This is a genomic window from Brevundimonas bullata (genome assembly GCF_014207965.1).
GTDB classification, from domain to species: Bacteria; Pseudomonadota; Alphaproteobacteria; order Caulobacterales; family Caulobacteraceae; genus Brevundimonas; species Brevundimonas bullata_A.
In genome coordinates this window covers 144,219-165,603 of the sequence record NZ_JACHLM010000002.1, presented here as the reverse complement: position 1 = coordinate 165,603, position 21,385 = coordinate 144,219, and the positions used below count along the sequence as shown (strand labels likewise).

Annotated in this window: 20 protein-coding genes; 12 read left to right on the top strand and 8 right to left on the bottom strand. The window is 66.8% G+C overall.

The features are described 5' to 3' along the window. Window positions 1-91: 91 nt before the first annotated feature. Complete coding sequence (locus HNP51_RS05240) at window positions 92-1,678, bottom strand: S10 family peptidase (protein WP_184267880.1); 1,587 nt, start codon at window positions 1,676-1,678, stop codon at window positions 92-94. Window positions 1,679-1,846: 168 nt separating this feature from the next. Between HNP51_RS05240 and purN the strand changes: the two genes are divergently transcribed. Next, window positions 1,847-2,449: a phosphoribosylglycinamide formyltransferase gene (purN, locus tag HNP51_RS05235; protein WP_184267878.1), complete on the top strand. Its 603-nt coding sequence runs from the start codon at window positions 1,847-1,849 to the stop codon at window positions 2,447-2,449. Window positions 2,450-2,558: 109 nt separating this feature from the next. After that, window positions 2,559-4,628 (top strand): M13 family metallopeptidase, encoded by a 2,070-nt coding sequence (locus HNP51_RS05230; protein ID WP_184267876.1) that lies wholly within the window; start codon window positions 2,559-2,561, stop codon window positions 4,626-4,628. Between the two features lie 82 nt (window positions 4,629-4,710). Here the strand turns inward: HNP51_RS05230 and HNP51_RS05225 are convergent, their stop codons facing one another. Further along, window positions 4,711-4,920, bottom strand: a complete 210-nt coding sequence (locus tag HNP51_RS05225) for a hypothetical protein (protein WP_178827508.1) — start codon at window positions 4,918-4,920, stop codon at window positions 4,711-4,713. A 122-nt stretch (window positions 4,921-5,042) separates the two neighbouring features. Continuing rightward, window positions 5,043-5,462, bottom strand: a complete 420-nt coding sequence (gene ndk / locus HNP51_RS05220; protein WP_114816655.1) for a nucleoside-diphosphate kinase — start codon at window positions 5,460-5,462, stop codon at window positions 5,043-5,045. Between the two features lie 96 nt (window positions 5,463-5,558). Between ndk and HNP51_RS05215 the strand changes: the two genes are divergently transcribed. Together HNP51_RS05215 and HNP51_RS05210 are read left to right on the top strand one after the other, a co-directional pair. Next, window positions 5,559-7,442: an ABC-F family ATP-binding cassette domain-containing protein gene (locus HNP51_RS05215; RefSeq protein WP_184267874.1), complete on the top strand. Its 1,884-nt coding sequence runs from the start codon at window positions 5,559-5,561 to the stop codon at window positions 7,440-7,442. Beyond that, complete coding sequence (locus tag HNP51_RS05210) at window positions 7,442-7,690, top strand: DUF2164 domain-containing protein (RefSeq protein WP_184267873.1); 249 nt, start codon at window positions 7,442-7,444, stop codon at window positions 7,688-7,690. The genes HNP51_RS05215 and HNP51_RS05210 overlap by 1 nt, the downstream gene beginning before the upstream one ends. A gap of 160 nt (window positions 7,691-7,850) precedes the next feature. Here the strand turns inward: HNP51_RS05210 and HNP51_RS05205 are convergent, their stop codons facing one another. The 5 genes from HNP51_RS05205 to HNP51_RS05185 form a co-directional block, all read right to left on the bottom strand. Then, on the bottom strand, window positions 7,851-8,129 hold the full coding sequence (locus tag HNP51_RS05205) for a hypothetical protein (protein WP_184267871.1): 279 nt from the start codon (window positions 8,127-8,129) through the stop codon (window positions 7,851-7,853). Then, a complete protein-coding gene (locus HNP51_RS05200; RefSeq protein WP_184267869.1) occupies window positions 8,120-8,407 on the bottom strand; it encodes a hemolysin in 288 nt (95 codons plus the stop codon). The genes HNP51_RS05205 and HNP51_RS05200 overlap by 10 nt, the downstream gene beginning before the upstream one ends. A gap of 19 nt (window positions 8,408-8,426) precedes the next feature. Continuing rightward, the gene (locus tag HNP51_RS05195; RefSeq protein WP_311769903.1) at window positions 8,427-8,678 is read right to left on the bottom strand and encodes a hypothetical protein; all 252 of its coding nucleotides are present in this window, start codon (window positions 8,676-8,678) and stop codon (window positions 8,427-8,429) included. A 71-nt stretch (window positions 8,679-8,749) separates the two neighbouring features. After that, on the bottom strand, window positions 8,750-9,211 hold the full coding sequence (locus HNP51_RS05190; RefSeq protein ID WP_184267867.1) for a DNA polymerase III subunit chi: 462 nt from the start codon (window positions 9,209-9,211) through the stop codon (window positions 8,750-8,752). Between the two features lie 27 nt (window positions 9,212-9,238). Beyond that, complete coding sequence (locus tag HNP51_RS05185) at window positions 9,239-10,714, bottom strand: leucyl aminopeptidase (protein WP_184267866.1); 1,476 nt, start codon at window positions 10,712-10,714, stop codon at window positions 9,239-9,241. Between the two features lie 96 nt (window positions 10,715-10,810). Between HNP51_RS05185 and HNP51_RS05180 the strand changes: the two genes are divergently transcribed. The 8 genes from HNP51_RS05180 to HNP51_RS05145 all read left to right on the top strand — a co-directional run bounded on the left by HNP51_RS05180 (window position 10,811) and on the right by HNP51_RS05145 (window position 21,255). Then, complete coding sequence (locus HNP51_RS05180; RefSeq protein WP_260398341.1) at window positions 10,811-12,004, top strand: LptF/LptG family permease; 1,194 nt, start codon at window positions 10,811-10,813, stop codon at window positions 12,002-12,004. After that, entirely contained in the window at window positions 12,001-13,104 is a 1,104-nt protein-coding gene (lptG, locus tag HNP51_RS05175) for an LPS export ABC transporter permease LptG (RefSeq protein ID WP_184267864.1), read from the top strand. The genes HNP51_RS05180 and lptG overlap by 4 nt, the downstream gene beginning before the upstream one ends. Window positions 13,105-13,144: 40 nt before the next feature. Continuing rightward, window positions 13,145-15,586, top strand: coding sequence for an LPS-assembly protein LptD (locus tag HNP51_RS05170; RefSeq protein WP_184267862.1), 2,442 nt, complete (start codon window positions 13,145-13,147; stop codon window positions 15,584-15,586). A gap of 95 nt (window positions 15,587-15,681) precedes the next feature. Next, window positions 15,682-17,034, top strand: coding sequence for a peptidylprolyl isomerase (locus tag HNP51_RS05165; protein ID WP_184267860.1), 1,353 nt, complete (start codon window positions 15,682-15,684; stop codon window positions 17,032-17,034). Further along, the gene (pdxA, locus tag HNP51_RS05160; RefSeq protein WP_184267858.1) at window positions 17,034-18,050 is read left to right on the top strand and encodes a 4-hydroxythreonine-4-phosphate dehydrogenase PdxA; all 1,017 of its coding nucleotides are present in this window, start codon (window positions 17,034-17,036) and stop codon (window positions 18,048-18,050) included. The genes HNP51_RS05165 and pdxA overlap by 1 nt, the downstream gene beginning before the upstream one ends. 147 nt (window positions 18,051-18,197) lie before the next feature. After that, on the top strand, window positions 18,198-19,010 hold the full coding sequence (rsmA, locus tag HNP51_RS05155; RefSeq protein WP_311769902.1) for a 16S rRNA (adenine(1518)-N(6)/adenine(1519)-N(6))-dimethyltransferase RsmA: 813 nt from the start codon (window positions 18,198-18,200) through the stop codon (window positions 19,008-19,010). 7 nt (window positions 19,011-19,017) lie between these two features. Further along, the gene (locus HNP51_RS05150; RefSeq protein ID WP_184267856.1) at window positions 19,018-20,175 is read left to right on the top strand and encodes a pyridoxal phosphate-dependent aminotransferase; all 1,158 of its coding nucleotides are present in this window, start codon (window positions 19,018-19,020) and stop codon (window positions 20,173-20,175) included. A 36-nt stretch (window positions 20,176-20,211) separates the two neighbouring features. After that, entirely contained in the window at window positions 20,212-21,255 is a 1,044-nt protein-coding gene (locus tag HNP51_RS05145; RefSeq protein WP_184267854.1) for a L,D-transpeptidase, read from the top strand. Window positions 21,256-21,385: the final 130 nt, after the last annotated feature.

The window sequence follows — 21,385 nt, the reverse complement described above, 5'->3', positions numbered from 1 at the left end:
CGGACGCCGGGGTCCAGTGCGAACCTCAGACACCGAAGCCTGAAGCCAAAGAACTGGATCCCGGCGTCCGCCGGGATGAGCGGGAGGGTTGTTACCGAACCCCGCCGTTCTGGGTCTCCTCGTAGAACTTGGCCAGATCGACGTGCAGTTCCTCCAGCGCCTTGCGGCTCGTGTACATCATGTGTCCGCCCTCATAGTAGGTGAACTCCAGGTTCTGAAGCAGCCTGGGCTCCAGCATCATCTGGGCCAGGTCGAACTCGGTCGAGAAGAAGGGCGTGGCGGCGTCGTAATAGCCGTTCAGCGCCAGCACCTTCAGATGCGGGTTGCGCCGCATGGTCGTGGCCAGGTCTACCGCCGTGTTCGGCGTGGTCTGCGGACCGCCGACCGGGGGACGGTGGCTCCAGTTCCAGTTAAAGCCCGGCAGGCCGCGCGCCGACTGGCGATAATCCATGTCCGTCCGGTAGTTCAGCGTATTGGCGATGTAGTCGTGGAAGACGCCGAAATAGGCCCCGGTGATGGCGCTGCTCGACGGATCCTCCTCGGGCGATCCGCCCACGGCGTCGGCGTCCATGCCCAGATAGCGGGTGTCCAGGCGCCCGATGGTCTCGCGACGATCCCGCAGCAATTCCTTCCTGAACGGCGACAGTTCGACACGCAGGTTGGCGTTGTCGATGAAGGTCGGTGAAACGCCGATCAGTTCGCTCATCTGCCGGGCGATCTGGGCGCGCTCGGCGTCCGGGATCATATGCCCCTTGGCCAGAGCCGCCGCATAGGGCCCCATGGCGAAATCGCGCGCCCGCTGGACGTGCTCCTCGACCGTGGCGGTGCGATTGGGCACCTTGTTGTGATACCAGGCCGTCGCGGCATAGGTCGGCAGCAGGGTGAGGAAGTTCTGCGCATAACCCGGCTGGCGCACGCCGTAGTTCATGATCGAGGACAGCAGGATGACGCCGTTCAGCGACATCCCACGGTCTTCCAACTGATGGGCCACCGCGCCGGTCCGCAGGGTGCCGTAGCTTTCGCCCAGCACGTATTTCGGGCTGGACCAGCGATTGAACTTGGTGGTGTAGCGCATGATTGCGCGCGTAAAGGCGTCGGCGTCCTGATCCACGCCCCAGAAGGCCGAACCCGGCGTCTCGCCCAGCGGACGCGAATAGCCGGCGCCGACCATGTCGATGAAGACCAGATCGCTCTTGTCCAGCAGGGTCATGTCGTTGGGGCCGACATTGAACGGCGCGGGGCGCTCGACCACCGGATCATCCGTCAGCACCCGCACCGGACCGAAAGCGCCCATGTGCAGCCACACCGTCGGCGAGCCCGGCCCGCCATTGTAGAGATAGGTCACCGGGCGGCGGCCGACCGGCTGCCCGTCCAGGGTATAGGCGACGTAGAACAGGCTGGCCGTCGGCATGCCCGCATCGTCGCGAATAGTCAGGGTGCCGGCCGTGGCCTTGTAGCGCATGGTCCGGCCGTGGGCGGTGATCGAATGGCTGGTCGTCACCTCCTTCTCTTCCGGGGTCGCGCGCGCCCAATTGCGCTCCACCTGCTCGGCGGTGACGTTACGCAGACGGTCCGAAGCCGAGCGAACCGGGCCGCCGCCGGACGCTTCTTGACCCATGGAAACCATCGGCACAGCCAAGATCGCAGCCGCACAGGCAGCGGAAAGCAGATGACGCATTGTGAACTCCCCCTCACGCGCCGGACATCCCGGCGCCGGGACGCTAACGCCAAGCGGAGCCGTCGGGCAACGGACTTTATAACGCCCTGATCAGCAGCATGGGCTTGCCAAGGAGCTGCCGTCGCCGCATCCCTCGCCTCCTCCTCGATCTATCGCCCGAGCCGCTCCATGACTGATACCTGCAAGCCCAAGACGCGCGTGGCCGTGCTGATCTCAGGCTCCGGCACCAACATGGCCTCGCTGATCGCCGCGGGTCAGGCGGCGGACGCCCCCTATGAGGTCGTGGTGGTCATTTCCAACGTCGCCGACGTGGCGGGACTGGAAAAGGCCCGCGCCGCAGGCGTCGAGGCCCTGACCGTCGAGCACAAGCCGTTCGGCAAGGACCGCGAGGCGCATGAGCGCGCGATCAACGCCCTGCTGGTCGAGCGGGACGTCGAGGTCATCGCCCTGGCCGGCTATATGCGCCTGCTGACGCCCTGGCTGGTGCAGAAATGGGCGGGGCGGATGCTGAACATCCACCCGTCGCTGCTGCCCCTCTATCCCGGCCTGAACACCCACGCCCGCGCCATCGAGGCGGGCGACGCCGAGGCGGGCTGCACCGTCCATGTGGTCACTGAAGGCGTCGATGAAGGTCCTGTCCTGGGCCAGGCCCGCGTGCCGATCCTGCCTGGGGACACGCCCGACGCCCTTGCCGAACGGGTCAAGGCGGCGGAGCACACGCTGTATCCTCAGGCGCTGGCAGCCTTCGTCACGCACCGACGCGCAGCCTAACCTTAACGATTTTTAATGCGACAGGCCGCCGCAGGCGGGAGCAGTTTCCCCGCCAAGATCGGCCCGGCTCGCCCGGAGCTGCTCGCCTGTTTCCATATGGGAAGACCCGATGTCCAAGACCCGCCTGATGGGCGCCGCCGGCCTGGCGCTCGCCTTCGCGCTCTCCGCTCAAGCCGCCTCGGCCCAAGACGCCCACGCCGGCCACGCAGCGCCGGCATCCGCCGCTGACGCGCCGCAGATTCATCCCTGGGGCTTTGACCTGAACGGTCGCGACCTGACCGTGAAGCCGGGCGACGACTTCAACGCATACGCCAACGGGACCTATCTGCGGGATACCGAGATCCCCTCGGACAAGGCCCGTTTCGGCCCGTTCGACGTCCTGTACGAAAACGCCCAGAGCCAGCTTAAGTCCATCATCGAGACCAGCACCGCCAACCCGACCAACGCCAATGCGCAAAAGGTCGGCGCCCTCTACGCCAGCTTCATGGACGAGGCCCGCGTCAACCAGCTGGGCGCCCAGCCCCTGGCCGCTGACCTGGCCGCCGTCCGCGCCGTCGCCGACCACAGCGGCATGGCTCGCCTGATGGGCGAAACCCACGCCGGTTTCGGCGGCTCGCTATTCGGCGTCGATGTCTTCGAGGACCTGCAGAACCCCAACCTGAACTCGGCCTATATGGGTCAGGGCGGCCTCGGCCTGCCCGACCGCGACTACTACCTGAAGGCCGACTTCGCGCCTCAGCGTGAAGCCTATGTCGCTTACATCACCCGCGCCCTGACGGCCGCCGGGTGGTCCAACCCGGCCCAGGCCGCCGCAGACATCCTGGCCTTCGAGACCAAGGTGGCCGAAAAGCACTGGACCACGGTCGAGCGTCGCCAGATCGACAAGATCTACAACCCGGCCCCGACCGCCGACCTGGCCCGTCTGGCCCCCGGCTTTGACTGGACCGCCTTCCTGCAAGGCGCCCAGATCGGTGACGTGAAAGCCATCGTCCTGATGGAAAACACCGCCTTCCCCGGCATAGCCCAGGTCTTTGCCGACACCTCGCTGGACACGCTGAAAGCGTGGGAAGCCTTCCAGATCGTCGATCAGGCCGGACCCTATCTGTCCGACGCCTTCATCGACTCGCGCTTCGAGTTCCGCGGCAAGACCCTGCGCGGTCAGCCCGAAAACCGTCCGCGCTGGAACCGCGGCGTGGCCCTCGTCGACGGCCAGCTGGGCGAGGTTCTGGGCCAGGAATACGTGCGCCTGCACTTCCCAGCCTCGTCCAAGACCCAGATGGAGGCTCTGGTCGCCAACCTCAGCGCCGCCATGACCGAGCGCCTGAAGAAGCTGGACTGGATGAGCGAGCCGACGCGCGAGCAGGCCCTGCTCAAGATGTCCAAGTTCGGCGTCAAGATCGGCTATCCTGAGAAATGGCGCAGCTATGACGGCCTGGAGCTGTCGGCTGGCGACCTCTACGGCAACGTCGAACGCTCTTCGGCCTTCGACTGGGCCTGGAAGCGCAGCAAGATCGGCCAGCCGGTCGATCCGCTGGAATGGGGCATGACGCCCCAGACGGTGAACGCCTACTACAACCCGCCGCGCAACGAGATCGTCTTCCCGGCCGCCATCCTGCAACCGCCCTTCTTCGACCCGAAGGCCGACCCGGCGGTCAACTACGGCGGCATCGGCGCCGTCATCGGCCACGAGATCACCCACGGCTTCGACGATCAGGGCCGCAAGTCGGACGCCAACGGCGTCCTGCGTGACTGGTGGACGCCTGAAGACGCCGCCCGCTTCGAAGCCCGCGCCAAGGTGCTGGGGGCCATCTACGACGCCCAGGAGCCTATTCCCGGCACGCCCATCAACGGCGAGCTGACCATGGGCGAGAACATCGCCGACCTGGGCGGTCTGCTGATGGCGCTGGATGCCTATCACCGCAGTCTGAACGGCCAGCCGGCCCCGGTCATCGACGGCCTGACGGGCGAACAACGCGTCTTCCTCGGCTGGGCTCAGGTCTGGCGCGAGAAGTCGCGTGAAGCGGCGCTGAAGGAGCAACTGACGACCGACCCGCATTCGCCGGGCGCCGCCCGCGCCTCGACCCCGCCGCGCAACATCGACGCCTGGTACGCCGCCTTCGGCGTCACGCCGGATCAAGCCCAGTACATCGCCCCGGAAAGCCGCGCCCGCATCTGGTAAGCGGCTCGGTCCTATCGGACACGAAAACGGCGTCAGCTTCGCAGCTGACGCCGTTCTTGTATCCGGGGACGCCCGGATAAAGTCAGTTCGGCTTCTTCGGCGTGGTCACAGCACCGCCGATCGCGCCGATGGCGGCGCCGGCGACCGTCGCGCCAGTATTGCCGCCGATGGCCTGACCGGCGACCGCGCCGCCGATGGCGCCCGTGGCGGCGCGTTGTTCCGTGGTCGTGCCGCAAGCGGCCAGCAGGCCCACGAGGCCGATAACCGGAGCCAGTTTGAGGATCGTCTTCATGGCGGTCTTCCTTGATGGCTGAACAGGTAACAGGACCGTGAAAACGAAACGGCCCGCCTCCGGTTCCGGAGGCGGGCCGCTTTATTGCAGAGCTAGGCCGCGCCAGGCGGCCCGCTCAACATTTAGCCAACGATATCGGCGTCCGTGAAGAACTGCGCGATTTCGATGCCCGCGTTTTCCAGCGAGTCCGAACCGTGGACCGAGTTCTCGCCGATCGACAGGGCGAACAGCTTGCGGATCGTGCCTTCGGCGGCGTCGTTCGGGTTGGTGGCGCCCATGACTTCGCGGTACTTGGCGACAGCGTTGTCGCCTTCCAGCACCTGCACGACGACCGGCTCAGCGATCATCTGCGAAACCAGTTCGCCGTAGAAGGGACGCTCGGCGTGCACTTCGTAGAATTTCTTGGCTTGCTCTTCGGTCAGCTTGATGCGGCGCTGAGCGACGATGCGCAGGCCAGCGCCTTCGATGACGGCGTTGATTGCGCCGGTCAGGTTGCGGCGCGTGGCGTCGGGTTTGATGATCGAGAAAGTGCGTTCGGTCATGGGAAGACTCTTTGCGGTTTGGTAGTTTGAGGGTCGCGGGCTTATAGCGGCGCCCTCCCCGCTTTCCAACCGCCACCTCAACGTCAGTCGTTTTACATGCTCCAGATCACCAACCTGACGTTCAACGCCTGGGGCCGCCAGTTCCTCGACGACGCCTCCGTCAGCCTGCCGCCCGGTGCGAAAGTGGGCCTGGTCGGCCGCAACGGCATCGGCAAATCGACCCTGTTCAAGCTGATTCTGGGCGAACTGGCCGCCAACGGCGACGAGGTCAGCCTGCCCAAGACCGCCCGCGTCGGCTCGGTGGATCAGGAACACCCGGCCACGCCCGACAGCGTGCTGGACACCATTCTGGAAGCGGATGCTGAGCGTCATACCCTGCTGACCCGGCTGGAAACCGCTCCGCCGGAGGAGATGGGCGAGATCTGGGCGCGCCTGATCGACATCGATGCCGACTCGGCCCCCGCCCGCGCCGGTGAAATCCTGGCCGGTCTGGGCTTCAGCCAGGAGGACCAGCAGCGCCCCATGTCCGAGTTCTCGGGCGGCTGGCGGATGCGCGTGGCCCTGGCCGCCGCCCTGTTCTCCGAGCCGGACATGCTGCTGCTCGACGAACCGACCAACTACCTCGACCTTGAAGGCGCGCTCTGGCTGGAAAGCCGCCTGCAGAAATATCCGCACACGGCCCTGATCATCAGCCACGACCGCGAACTGCTGAACAACAGCTGCACCCACACCCTGCACCTGGCGAACCGCAAGCTGGAGCTCTACACCGGCGGCTACGACATGTTCGAGAAGGCGCGCGCCGAGAAGGCCCGCCTGCAACTGTCGGCCAAGGCCAAGCAGGACGCCGAGCGCGCCCACCTTCAGGCCTTCGTGGACCGCTTCAAGGCCAAGGCCTCCAAGGCCGCCCAGGCCCAGTCGCGGATGAAGCGCCTGGCCAAGATGGAGCCGGTCTCGACCACCATCGAGGAACGCGTCGCCCCCTTCACCCTGCCCTCGCCGCCGCGCCCGCTGGCGCCGCCGCTGATCCGTCTGGAACGCGCCAACGTCGGCTATGAGACCGGCAAGCCCATCCTGCGGAATCTGAACCTGCGCATGGACCTGGACGACCGCATCGGTCTGCTGGGCGTCAACGGCGCCGGCAAGTCGACCTTCGCCAAGATGATCGCCGGCGCCCTGAACGTCTCCGAGGGTGAACTGCACCGCGACAAGAAGATGCGCGTGGGCTGGTTCCACCAGCATCAAATCGAGGCCATGGACCCCACCGACACGCCCCTGGAGATCATCCGCCGGGCCATGCCGGACGCCAACGAGAGCAGCCGCCGTTCCAAGCTGGCCCAGTTCGGCCTAGGCTATGAAAAACAGGAAACCACGGTCGACAGCCTGTCGGGCGGCGAACGCGCGCGCCTGCTGCTCAACATGGTGGCGATGGATGCGCCCCACGTCCTGATCCTCGACGAACCGACCAACCACCTGGACATCGACAGCCGCCGCGCCCTGCTGGACGCGCTGAACGACTACAACGGCGCAGTCATCCTGATCACCCACGACCGCTCGCTGATGGAGATGGTCGCCGACCGCCTGTGGCTGGCCGCCGACGGCACGGTGAAGCCCTATGACGGCGACATGGACGACTATCAGAAGTTCGTCCTCGACCGCGCCAAGGCCGCCGCCGTCAAACCCAGCCAGATCAAGCAGGAGGCCGCAGCCGCCGCCCCCGCTCCAGGCGGCAAGAAGAAGAACGACAAGAAGTCCGGCCCCTCCCCCTCAACCCTGCGTCACGCGGTGAAGAAGGCCGAAGAGCGGATGGCCGCTCTGGCCGCCGAGGTCGCCCGCATCGACGACGATCTGGCCAACGCCGCCGTCTCAAACCCCAAGGCGCTGGAAGGCCTGACGCGCGCCCGCGCCAAGACCCAGACCGATCTGGAAGCCGCCGAGGCTGCCTGGGTCGAGGCCGAAGAAGCCCTGGCCGCCGTGTCCTGATGAGCAAGAAGGCCCAGCCCTCGGCCCTGACCCGCGACGAAATGCAGGAGGCCGCCAGCCGCCTACGGACCTACTTGCGCGAGGAAATGGACATCGAGGCGGGCCAACTGCCCACGGAAATGCTGGTCGAGTTCATCGAACGCGACATAGGCAGGCTGTTCTACAATCGGGGTCTTCGTGACGCCGAGACCGTGGTGCGCCAGAAGGTCGAGGACATCGCCGACACCCTCTACGGCCTTGAACGCTAACGAAGGACGTCATCCCGGCCGAAGCCTCGCGGCGCGAGGCGTAGAGCCGGGACCGCCCAGGACGCAGACGTCAGACCGGATAGCGGCTTCGCCGCTTCCGGGATGACGATCCGTTCAGCCCCGCTCCCTGAACCCGCGTCGTCGGACCGTCGCAGACAGCTTAGCCGCAATCGACCTTTTCGATGATCCCGGTCTTCTCGCTGAAGCGGATGTTGGTTCGCTCGGCCCGATAGTCCGTCGTCGCCGGGCAGGTCGTGCAAATGATCCGAACATTGGCGTTGGAAGCGAAATCCACCGCCCCCACATGACTGCCGATCAGCGACTGGCCTGCCGTTGGATCGCAACGCTGGGCCAGATCACCCGGCTCGACTGTCTTTGGAGCGCAAGCCCCAAGGGTGACGAACGCCGCCCCCAGGATCGGGAAGAACCTTATCCGCACGAAACGCGCGTCACGACATTGGTCTTGTCGTCGTAGGTGAAGGTCACGCGGTTATCGCGATAGTCCATCGTCGCGGCGCAGCTGCTGCACAGGACGCGGAAGATCCGGCCCGCCGGGGCCGCCGGGATCGTCGAGCGATTGCGACCGACATATTCCTGATAGTCGCCGGCCTTGCACATGACCGGCGTAGGCTCGCCGCCAGGCGCGGTCATGCTCGGCGCACAGGCCGAGAGCGCCACGGCGCCGGCAAATGCCGTCAGCATCAGAATCGTCTTCATGGCGTCTCTCCGTTTCGGCCTAGCCGCAGCTCACACGCTCGACGATGCCGGTCTGCTGATTATAGAAAATATTCAGTCGGTAAGGCGAATAATCTTCGGTGACAGGACAGGTGCTGCACACTACGCGACGGTTCACCACATCCACCGGAACGGGGATCTCGCTTCTAGGTTTCCCGACCAGCCACTGAAGCTCGCCCGCCTTGCAGACGTCAGCGTCATTCTGCGGCATGCGCGTGCCGACCGGTTGGCTCTGGCGCGCCTGTTCCACCACGGCCGGCGCCGAGGGGCGCGTGGACGGCGACGAGGACGAGCAGCCGGCGATGGCCAGCAGCCCCAGGACGATCAGGCCGCCTTTTCCCAGCGTCCTTCGTCCGTCTGTTTCCAGTAAGCCAAATTGGCGTTGGACGCCTTCAGCGTGCGCCAGCGCTCGCGCGCCTGTTGCAGCGCCTGTTCGTTGCGACCGTCGAAAATTATGAAGCACCGCTCGTACCCTTCCGTGGCCCCCAGCTCTGACTCATCCACGATGAACAGCGCCTGAGCACCATTCAGGTTCTCGCCCGATTCGGACAGGAGGATCGGTTGCCGAACCGCGTGAGCCCCCGACGCCAGACCGTGCGGCAGGAAGCTGTCGGCGCGATAGGTCCACAGGTGTTCATCGATATCATCGAGGCGGTGGGACGCCGCCCCACGCACCAGGGCGCGCCAGCCCCGCTGGAGAGTTTTCTCCAGCAGGCCCGGCAGCACCTGATCCAGCGTCGATCGCTCCAGGTGGTAGAACCAGATTTCCGGCTTTGCGTCAGACACCGGGTCCTACCCTCTGAATGCGTTGGATCAGGCTTCGTATTTGTCGGCGACCATGCGGTCGAGCAGACGCACGCCATAGCCCACGGCGCCGTCCGGCACCGTCGGGTTCTTGCTGTCCTTGACCCAGGCGGTCGAGGCGATGTCGATGTGCGCCCACGGCACGCCGTTGGTGAAGCGTTGCAGGAACAGGGCGGCGGTGATCGAGCCCCCGGCGCGACCGTTTCCGGTGTTCTTCACATCGGCGATCGGGCTGTCGATGTGACGCTCGTAGGCGGCCGGGATCGGCAGGCGCCAGACGTTCTCGCCGACCTTGGGACCAGCCGCCAGGATGCCGTTGGCCAGGTCGTCGTCGTTCGAGAAGACGCCGGCGTATTCCAGACCCAGCGAGATGATGATGGCGCCCGTCAGGGTGGCCAGGTCGATCATGAATTTCGGCTTGAAGCGCTCCTGCGTGTACCAGAGCGCGTCGGCCAGAACGAGGCGGCCTTCGGCGTCGGTGTTGAGGATCTCGACCGTCTGGCCCGACATCGAGGTGACCACGTCGCCCGGACGCTGGGCCTTGCCGTCAGGCATGTTCTCGACCAGGCCGAGGACGCCGACCACGTTGACCTTGGCCTTGCGGCCCGCCAGGGCGTGCATCAGACCGGCCACGGCGGCGGCGCCGCCCATGTCCCACTTCATCTCTTCCATGCCGTCAGCCGGCTTCAGCGAAATGCCGCCGGTGTCGAAGCAGACGCCCTTGCCGACGAAGGCGATGGGGGCCTCGCCTTCCTTGCCGCCGTTCCACTGGATGACGGCCAGCTGGCTTTCACGCTCTGAGCCCATGCCGACGCCCAGCAGGGTGTGCATGCCCAGCTTTTCCATCTCGGCTTCGCCCAGGATCTCGACCTTGGCGCCCAGGGCTTCCAGTTCCTTCACGCGGCGCGCAAACTCGGCCGGGTAAAGGACGTTGGCGGGCTCGGCGACCAGATCGCGCGAGAACAGAACCGCGTCGGCCACAGCCGAAAGCGGACCAAAGGCGGCCTCAGCCGCAGCCACGTCAGACGTCACGACGCGGACGGTCGTTACCGACGGAATCTTGTCGGCCTTCTGCTTCGTCAGGTATTTGGCGAAACGATAGGCGGCCAGGCGCACGGCGAAACCGACGCGGGCAGCCTGTTCAGCCGACAGGTGGGCGGCGTCGATGGTCAGGACTTCCGCGCCCGACAGCTTGGCGGCGTGATAGGCGGCGGCGCCGGCGGTCTCGACCGCCAGATCGTCGAACTTGTCCGCCGCGCCCGCGCCGACCAGCAGCACCGAATTGGCGTCGACGCCTGCCGGGGCCGCAACCGTCAGGTGGCTGTTGGCGGCGCCGGTGAAGCGGCTATTGGCCATGGCCTTTGTCAAAGCGCCCGAGGCGGCGGCGTCCAGGGCCGAGCCCGTGCCCGCCAGCGCCCGGCCGTCATGGACCAGGACGGCAAGGATTTGAGCGGCGCTGGGGGAAGCGACGAACTCGATTTTCATGAAACCTACTCCAGGCCGAGGTTCTATGCCCCGGTCGTGCTTGAATCAGACATGGGCGCACCGGCTGTTTCGCCGTTGCGCTCGGATGTGTATTACATGGCCCGCATCGCTCGCGGCTGCAACTCGCTCGCCCCCGAAACCCTTTCTTTCCAGACCATGACGCTGATTCAGGGCTATCTTTTCCGCCAGATCGGCCTGCCCGTCGTGGCGGCGTGCGCGGCCCTGGCCGGAATCGGCCTGCTGAGCCAGAGCCTCGATCAGCTCGAGGTCATCGTCGAGCGCGGGCAAAGCGTCTGGGTGATGGCCAAGCTGACGCTGCTGGCCCTGCCGCAACTGGTCGCCGTCATCCTGCCCATCGGCCTGTTCGTCGGGGCATTGATCGCCCTGACGCGGCTGCAGCGCGAACAGGAACTGACCGCTGCCTATGCTGCGGGCGTCAGCCGCTGGTCGCTGATCCGACCTGCGATCCAGATCGCCGTCATCGTCGCCGTGGTCGCCCTGATCACCAACGTCTTCGTTCAGCCCTGGGCGCAACGCGAGGCGCGCCGTCAGGCCTTCGCCATCCGCACCGACCTCGCCGCCCTGCTGGTCGAGGAAGGCCGCTTCGTTCAAGGCCCGGGCGGCCTGACCGTCTATGTCCAGCAGATCGAGCAGAACGGCCTGCTGAAGAACCTTTTCGTCTATCTGGACAACGGCAAGACGGTGACGACCTGGGACGCTGACACCGCCCGGTTCGGCCGTATCGATGGCGTGCCGGTCCTGACCATGCAGAACGGCTCGATGCAGCGCTATTCGTCACGCGACGTGCTGAACCAGCTGTCGTTCGACCAGCAGGTGTTCGACCTGTCCCCCTATACCAAGACGACCGAACGCATCCGCTTCAAGCCGTCGGACCTGTGGCTGACTGAACTGTTCAACCCCACGCCCGCCCTGTTGGAAAGCGCCGGGACGCGCGGCGAACTCCTGGCCGAGGCCCATTCGCGGCTGGCCTCGCCCCTCTATGCGCTGGCGGCCATGACCCTGGCCCTGACGGCCATCCTCGGCGGCTCCTTCAGCCGCACCGGCTACAGCGGCCGCATCGCCAAGGCGGCGGGCGTGTTTCTGGTCGTGCGCGTGATCGGCTACGGCCTGGTCGCCGCCAGCGCCTGGAACGGCGCCATGAACCTGCTTCAGTATCTGTTGCCGCTCGGCGTCAGCTTCGTGGCCTTGCGCCTGCTGTTCCGCGCCCTCAAGCCGCATCGACGGCGCGTCTGGGCGCCCTATGAGCGTTTCAAGGCGAGGTTCGCATGAGGCTCCGTCTCGGCCGCATTCAACGCTATGTTCTGGTCCAGCAGGCCCGCGCCCTGGCCGTGGCTCTGGCTGTCATCTCGGCCCTGGTGATGCTGATCGACTTTGTCGAGGTGTCGCGGGGGCTGAACTCGTCCGGCGAGTTGTCCAGCGCGCGTATCTTCGGCCTGGTGCTCCTGAAATCACCCAGCGTCATCGTCCAGTTACTGCCCTTCGTCTTCCTGTTCGGAACCCTGGCGGCCTTTGTCGGGCTGAACCGGCGCAGCGAGCTCATCGCCATGCGCGCGGCGGGCGTGTCGGCTTGGCGCTTCGTCCTGCCCGCAGCTGCAGCCGCCCTGGTGCTGGGCGTGTTGACCGTCACCGTCTTCGGCCCCATGGCCGCCGCTGGCGACGGGCTGTGGCAGCTGGAACGCGGTCGGATTTCCGGCTCGACCCCCGGCGCCGGCGCCCAGGACGCTGTCTGGCTGCGCGAGGGCGACGCCTCCCGGCAGATGATTATTCGCGGCGAACGCCAGGACCCGGCCAGCGGGCGCCTGCTGGACGCCAGCTTCTTCATCTATACGACCACGCCGGAAGGGCGGCGGACCTTCACCGAACGGATCGACGCGGCCACCGCCTCCCTGACCGCAGGACGCTGGCGCCTGACAGACGCCACAGGCGCCCAGACGGGCCAGCGGGCGGTGCGCTACGCCACGCTCGATCTGCCCTCGAACCTGGCCGACGAAGAAGCCTTCCAGCGTTTCGCCCGACCGCAGTCGACGCCCTTCTGGTCGCTGCCGAATCAGATCCAGCGCATTGAGGACGCCGGTTTCGCCTCGACCGCCTATCGTCTGCGCCTGCAGCAGCTGCTGGCCACGCCGCTGATGTTCGCCGCCATGTCGATTTTGGCCGCCGCCTTTTCGCTGCGCCTCATGCGTCTCGGTGATCTGGCGCGGATGGCGGTGGCGGCCGTGGTGCTGGGCTTCGCCTTCTTCTTCGTGAACCAGTTCTCGTCGGCCATGGGCTCGGCCGAGGTCGTGCCGCCCTTCCTGGCGGCCTGGTTGCCGCCTGTGCTAACGGCGCTCGCCGCCTTTACCTTGCTGTTCTATACCGAAGACGGCTAATCGGACGGTTTCCGGTCGCCCGGCAATGAGTGGATTCCGCATGAGTGATCGCCGCATTCCCCGAGAGGGAGCCCTGCGCGTCCGGCTCCTGGCCGGAGCGGCCATGATCGCCTGCATGCCGGCTTTGCCCGCGTTGGCGCAGGTCGCGCCCGCGCCGGCGCAAACCGCCACGCCCCCCGCCTCAGACGGCCTGACGCCCGGCAGCCTTTACGTCAACGCCGATGCGGCCCAGCGCCAGGGCGACGTGGTGACGGCCAGCGGCACGGCGGAAGATCGCGTCTTCGCCCGGACTCGCGACCACAGCATTCGCGCCGAAGAGGTGACCTACGACCTGAAAAGCGGCGTCGCCACCGCCGTCGGCCATGCCGAACTGGTCGCCCCTGACGGCACGGTCGCCCATGCCAGCCGAATCGAGCTCGATGCCGACTTCAAGGCAGGCGTCGCCACAGATCTGGCCCTGCGCCTCGCCAACGGCGCCAGCCTGATGGCCGCCACTGCCGTGCGCCGCTCGGAAAACGTCAGCGAGCTGAACCGCGTCATCTTCACGCCCTGCCCGATCTGCGACGTGAACGGCCCCAAGCAACCCAGCATTTCCATTCAGGCCGACAAGGCGGTTCAGGACCAGGACCTGCGCGCCATCCTGTATCGCAACGTTGTCTTCCGCGTCGGTGGCGTGCCTGTCTTCTACCTGCCCGCCTTCGCCCACCCCGACGCCAGCGTCGACCGGGCGTCCGGCGTCCTTACCCCCTTCCTCGACTATGACGAGGGGCGCGGGGTCTCGGTTGAGGTCCCCTATCTTCGCGTCGTCTCCCCTTCGGAAGACTGGTTGATCAGTCCGCAGATCAACACCAGGGTCGCGCCCTTCGTGAACCTGCAATGGCGGCGGCGGTTCGACAGCGGCTCGCTCGTCGTGCGCGGCGGCTACACCTATGAGCGCAATTTCGGCGACTTCGACCAGGACGGCGATGGCGACGCAGAGAGCAATGTCCGATTTGGCGACCGCACCAGCCGCAGCTATCTGCTGGCGCACGGCAAGTTCGACCTTGAAGGCCCCTGGCGCTGGGGCTTCACGGCGGAACGCACCTCGGACAAGACCCTGTTCGACCGCTACAATGTGCGTGACGCCTATCAGGACAACGGCCTCTACTACGGCGATAGCCGTCGCCTGATCAGCCAGATCTACGCCGAGCGTCAGACAGAGAGGTCCTACCTTTCAGTCGCCGCCTTCTCGATCCAGAGCCTGAGAGTGGCCCAGTTCAATCCGGTGACCCCGGCTCTGAACATCTTTGAAGACGACAAGACCCTGCCCTTGGTGGCGCCCCTGATCGACGCGCGCTGGGAACCGGAAGGCCCCGTGTTCGGCGGACGCCTGCGTCTGCGCGGCTCCGCTGTGGCGCTGACGCGGGACGCCTATGTCGGCTTCCCGACCCTGTCTCCTGACCTGATCCCGTCCGGGCCGACTGAAGGCCTCCCGGGCGTCGACAGCCGTCGCCTCACGGGCCAGGTCGACTGGCGCCGCACCATCATTTCTCCGCTAGGCCTGCGTTGGGAGCCCTTCGTCGACGCCCGCCTCGACGTCTATTCGGTTGACGATCTGCCGCCGATGATGGGCGTTGATTCGAATGTCTTTACCCGCGGCCGCGCCAGCGCCGGGGTGGATGTCAGCTATCCGCTCTACCGCCGCCTCAGCGCCAGTTCCGACCTGATCCTGGAGCCGATGGCCCAGTTGTCGGCCTCGACCGACGCCGATCTGGACCCACGCATTCCCAACGAAGACAGCCAGACGATGGAGCTGGATCACAGCTCCCTGTTCCGCATGGACCGCTTCCCTGGCTACGATCTGATGGAAGGCGGACTGCGGTTTACCGCGGGCGCGCGCGCTACCTTCCGTTGGGATGACAAGCGTTCGGCCAGCCTGTTCATCGGCCGCAGCATGCGCGCCGAGGACCAGCGTGAGTTCCTGACGCCGATCCCGGATGATCCCACGCGACTGTACGACCCCTCCGGCCTGGCCGATCGCCCATCCGACTGGGTGGTTCAGGCGACCTTTTCGCCCTCCGACCGTATTCGCGGCTGGGCCCACGCCACCATTGACGGCAACGGCGACGTTCGTCGCGGCGAGACCACGGTCGACGGACGCTGGGGCCGCCGCAACCTGGCCAGCCTGAGCTACATCATCGACCGCTCCAATCCTCTCCCCGGCCCGATGAACCGCAACTATGAATTCGTCCAGCTGTCCGGTCACCAGTTCGTCTATGGCAACTGGGGCGTGGCGGTGAGCGGCATCGCCGATCTGGAGCGCGACATCATCACGCGCTCGGAAGTCGGCCTGCTGTTCGACGACGATTGCTTCCGAATCGAGTTGGGATGGCGTCGCGACAACACGCGCGTCCGCCCTACCGGACCCTCAGAAGGGGTCTATATTCGTCTTAACCTCGCCACGTTTGGAGGTTCAGGCTATGATCGTAATGATATGCGCTAAGCATGGCGTGCAGGGGCGTGCGCCCTCCATGGCTCAGGATCGTCGATGACGCTGCTGGACCGGGACGAGACGGCTTTAGGGAATCAGGACTGACGATGCGTTTGATGCGTTATACGACGGGCGTGGCCATGGCCGCCCTCATGGCCGGCACGGCTGTCGGTCAGTCCGTGGCCCAGACGGCGCCCGCTCAACCGGCTCCGGCTGCCGGGACACTGAACCCCGCCGCCGAAGAGGCGCCGCAGCGCGCAGCCGCCACCCCGCAGTTTCGACTGGCTGACGGCATTATCGCCACGGTCAACGATCGGATCATCACCGGCTATGACCTGCGTCAGCGGATGCTGGTCATCATGGCCATGGCCCAGGTCCAGCCCACCGAAGAAAACATCGCCGGCATCCAGCAGCAGGCGCTGAACGATCTCATCGAAAAGCACCTGCAAGACGCCGAGATCGCCAAGTTCGAAACGCTCAGAATCAGCGATCAGGAAGTCGACGAAGAGATCGCCGGCATGGCCCGTGAAGCCGGTACGACCGCCGCGAACTACATGGCCTTCCTGGAACAGGGCGGCATCCGTCCTCAGCCGTTCCGGGAACAGATTCGGACCGAAATCGGCTGGCGTGAACTGGTTGGCGGACGCTTCCGCGATCGCGCCAAGGTCAGCCGCACCCAGGTCGAACAGGCCATGCGCCAGCTGACGGAATCGGCCACCAAGCCCCAGTATCTGGTCGGTGAAATCTACCTTGAGGCCAGCCGCGTCGGCGGCATGCAGGAAGCCATGAACGGCGCCCGCCAACTGGTGCAGCAGATGGTTCAGGGCGCGCCCTTCATGGCCGTCGCCCGCCAGTTCTCGGCCGCGCCTTCGGCAGCGCGCGGCGGCGACGCCGGCTGGGTGGTGCAGGGGACGGTCCAGCCCGCACTGGAGCAGGCTATGGAAGCCTTGGCCGTCGGCCAGTTGTCCAACCCGATCCCGGTCGAGGGCGGGGTCTATATCCTTTACATGCGCGACAAGCGCTCCGGCGCGGCCACCAGCCTGGTTCAGATGAAGCAGGTCATGATCGAGCTGCCGGAAACGGCCAGCGAAGCAGACGTCGCCGCCGCGACCCAGCGCCTCGAAGCCCTGCGCAACGGCACGACCTGCGACAACATCCTGCAACGCGCCCGCGCCGAGCAAGGCATGCAGGGCGCCGATCTGGGCGAAAGCGATGTGGCCAACCTGCTGCCGCAGTTCCAGCAAGTGGCCCGTTCGGCTGACGTCGGCACGGTCAGCAGCGTCGTTCGCACCCCGCTGGGCGTGCACATCCTGGCCGTCTGCGGTCGCCGCCTCGGCGGACCCGAGGCGCCCTCAGCGCAACAGGTCGAAGCGCGTTTGCAGAATCAGAACTACGCCATGCTGGGCCGCCGCTATCTGCGCGACCTGCGGGCCGACGCCCTGATCGAAATCAAGCAGTGATGAGCGGGCGGCCGCTCATCGTCACGATGGGCGACCCCGCCGGCGTGGGGCCGGAGATCATCGCCAAGGCGTGGCCTATTCTGGCCACGCCCCCCGGCCCGCTCGCCCCCGTCACCTCCTTCGCCGTCATCGGCGACGGCGATGTGCTAGCGGCGCTCGGCGCGCCGGTGCAGCAAATCTTCAGCCCGTCCGAGGCCGCCGCTGTCTTCAGCCGCGCCATCCCCGTCCTGCACCACCCGGCCCCCGCGCCGGTGACGCCGGGCCAGCCCGACCCCCGCAACGCCGTCGCCGTGGCCGACTGGATCGAGCGCACCGTCGATCTGGTCATCTCGGGCGAAGGCTCCGGCGTCGTCACCGCCCCCATCGCCAAGGCGCCCATGTACGCCTCGGGCTTCCGCTTCCCCGGCCACACCGAGTTCATCGCCGAACTGACCGCCGACATGCCGTTTTCCGGCACGCGCGGCCCGGTCATGATGCTGACGGCCAAGGACCTGCGCGCCTGTCTGGTGACCATCCACGTCGCCATCGACCAACTGCCCGAGCTTGTGACCGCCGAGCGCGTCATGCGCGTCGCCCGCGTCGTCCACGAATCGATGAAGCGCGATTTCGGCATCCAGGCCCCGCGTCTGGCCATGGCCGCCCTCAACCCCCACGCGGGCGAAGGCGGATCGATTGGCCTGCAGGAAATCGAGATCCTGCGCCCCGCCGCCGCCTCCCTGCGCGCCGAGGGGCTGAACATCACCGACCCCCTGCCCGCCGACACCCTGTTCCACGACGAGGCCCGGGCCCGCTACGACGCCGTCGTCTGTCTCTATCACGATCAGGCCCTGATCCCGGTCAAGACCCTGGACTTCTGGGGCGGGGTCAACGCCACCCTCGGTCTGCCCATCGTCCGCACCTCGCCCGACCACGGCACCGGCTTCGACATCGCCGGCAAGGGCGTCGCCCGCGCCGACAGCTTCATCGCCGCCGTGCGCCTGGCTTCAGAGATGGCGGCGGCGCGCGCCACGCGTTGATCTCCGCTCATCCCCGCGGAGGCGGGGACCCAGTGAGAGCCTCATTCGCTCCGTCCTGCCATTCCAGCGGACAAACACTCAACGTTTGAGTATGAAGCCCAAGCACTGGGTCCCCGCCTCCGCGGGGATGAGCGGATTGGAGTTTCAGTGGCTGACGCCCTGCCGAGTTTACGCGAAACGCTCGACGCCCACGGCCTGCTGGCCAAGAAGAGCTTCGGCCAGCACTTCCTGCTGGACCTCAATGTGACGCGCAAGATCGTCCGCTACGCCGGTCCTTTCGAGGGCCGCGCCGTGATCGAGGTCGGCCCCGGCCCCGGCGGCCTGACCCGCGCCATCCTGGAAAGCGACGCAGGCAAGGTGGTGCTGGTCGAGAAGGACCCCCGCTTCATCCCCCTTCTGTCCGAACTGGACGACGGTTCGGGCCGCCTGACCATCGTCGAGGGCGACGCCCTGAACGTTCGGGAGGCGCAACTGGTCGAGGGGCCGGCCCATCTGGTGTCGAACCTGCCCTACAACGTTGGCACGCCGCTGTTGATCAAGTGGCTGACCGGCCCGTGGACCCCCTGCGCCCTGACCCTGATGTTCCAGAAGGAGGTGGCCGAGCGCATCGTGGCCGCCCCCGGCGACGACGCCTACGGCCGCCTGGCCGTCATCACCCAGGCCGTGGCCGAGGCCCGCATCGTCATGCACCTGCCCGCCGCCGCCTTCACCCCGCCGCCCAAGGTGGCCTCGGCGGTCGTCCATGTGGTGCCTCTGGCCGATCGTCCGTCGCCCGAACGGCTGAAAAAGCTGGAACGCGTCACCGCCGCCGCCTTCGGCCAGCGCCGCAAGATGCTGCGCTCCAGCCTGAAACAGCTCGGCGGCGGCGATCTGTGCGAAGCCGCCGGCATCGAACCCGACGCCCGCGCCGAAGTCATCGACATCGCCGGCTTCCTCCGCCTGGCCGACGCCCTGAAGTAAGCTTGCCATGACCGTTGAAATCGAACCCTTCCGCGCCATCAGCGTCAGCCGACTGGCCCATGAACTGAAGGCGCAGGGCCGCTCCATCATCCACATGGAGTTCGGCCAGCCCTCGACCGGCGCGCCCGACGCCGCCATCGCCGAGGCGCACCGCATTCTGGACTCAGAGCCCGGCGGCTACTGGGAAAGCCCGGCCCTGCGCGCTCGCATCGCCAAGCTTTACGACGGCCGCTACGGCGTGACCGTCGATCCCGAGCGGATCGTCATGACCGCCGGCGCCTCGCCCGCCCTGGTGCTGGCCTTAATGATGCGGTTCCAGCCCGGCGACCGCGTGGCCATCGCCCGCCCCGGCTATGTCGCCTACCGCAACACCCTGAAGGCCCTGCACATGGAGCCGGTCGAGATCGACTGCGGCCCCGAGGTGCGCTTCCAGCTGACCGCCGAGGCCCTGCGCGCCCTCGATCCCGCGCCCGCTGGCGTCATCATCGCCAGCCCCGCCAACCCGACCGGCACCATCATCCCCGAGGCCGAGCTGAAGGCCATCGCCGAGGTCTGCCGAGAGCGAAACATCTCGGTCATCTCGGACGAGATCTACCACGGCCTGTCCTACACCGGCCCGACGCCGTCGATGCTGCAGTTCGAGCCGAACGCATTGATCGTCAACAGCTTCTCCAAATACTGGAGCATGGCCGGCTGGCGTCTGGGCTGGCTGCTGCTGCCCGAGGCTGAGGTGCCGCAGGCCCGCGCCCGCGTCGGCAACATGTTCCTGACCCCCGCCACCCTCAGCCAGCACGCCGGCCTGATCGCCATGGACTGCGAGGTCGAGCTGGAGGCCAACATCGACGTCTATCGCGCCAACCGCGCCCTGATGCTGGACGCCCTGCCGGCCATGGGCCTGCGCTCCATCGCCCCGCCCGACGGCGCCTTCTACATCTACGCCGACATCGGTCACCTGACCGACGACAGCATCGGTTTCTGCGAGGCCCTGTTGCGCGAAACCGGCGTGGCGACGGCGCCCGGCGTCGACTTCGACCCGGTCAACGGCCACCGCTTCATCCGCTTCAGCTTCGCCGTCTCAACGGCGCAGGTCGAGGACGCCTTGGCCCGCATCAAGCCCTTCTTCGCGGCACGAACGGCGGCTGCCGAGGAACGTCTCAGCGCCTAGGGGCGTTCGACAGGTCCCGAAACCTTCGGAGCCTTCATGTCGAAATCGCGTCTCGTTGCTTCCGCCGCCCTGCCCTTCGCCTTGGTCTTTCTGACCGCCTGCGGATCACCCGCCGAGACGCCAAAGCCCGAACAGCCATCCGCCGCCTCACCCGCGCCTGCGCTCACGCGAGAGGCGATTGAAGCGGCGGTGTTCGAGGCCGCACCGTCCGCCAACGGCCAGACGGCGCCCGTCGCACCTGATCCCGCCATAGCCCGCGCGCAGATCCTGCTGGACCGCGCCAACTTCTCGCCCGGCGTCATCGACGGCCTGGGCGGCGACAACACGCGTCAGGCCATCGCCGCCTTCGAGAAGGCCGCCGGCTTGCCCGAGGATGGCGTGCTGGACGCCGAGGTTTTCGGTCGCCTGACGGCGGGCGACGCGGGCAAGGTGCTGGCCGACTACACGATCACCGCCGCCGATCTGGCAGGCCCCTTCATCGGTCAGGTCCCGTCCGACCTTCAGGCCATGTCGAAGTTGCCGACCGTCGGCTACGCCACGCCGCTGGAAGCCTTCGCCGAGAAGTTCCACATGACGGAGGGCCTGCTGCGGGCTCTCAACCCCGGCGTCGATTTCGGCAAGGCAGGCCAGAGCATCATCGTCGCCGCTGTCGCCCAGACCGAACTGGCCGGCGACGTGGCCCGCATCGTGGTGGACAAGACCGAACGCTCGGTTCGCGCCTATGACGCCAATGACCGGCTGCTGGCCTTCTATCCCGCCACCATCGGCAGTTCAGCGCGTCCCGCGCCATCGGGCGATCTGAGCGTCGTGGGCGTCGCGCCCGAGCCCAACTACACCTACGATCCCGACCGGGTCAGCTATGACCGGGGCGATCGCAAGGTCATCGTGCCGGCAGGGCCGAACAATCCGGTCGGTTCGGTATGGATCGACCTGTCGCGCGACACCTATGGCATCCACGGCACGCCTGACCCGTCCAAGGTCGGCAAGACCTTTTCCAGCGGCTGCGTGCGCTTGACCAACTGGGACGCCGAACAGCTGGCGTCCAAAGTCAAACCGGGCGTGCGCGTGGTGTTCCGCTAGAGACGCCCCGCCCCGTCATCCCGGAAGCGGCGTAGCCGCTATCCGGGACCGCAGAGAGCATAATGGTCAGGGTCTTGGGCGGTCCCGGATCTCCGGCTCGCAAGCGAGCCTTCGTCCGGGATGACGATGA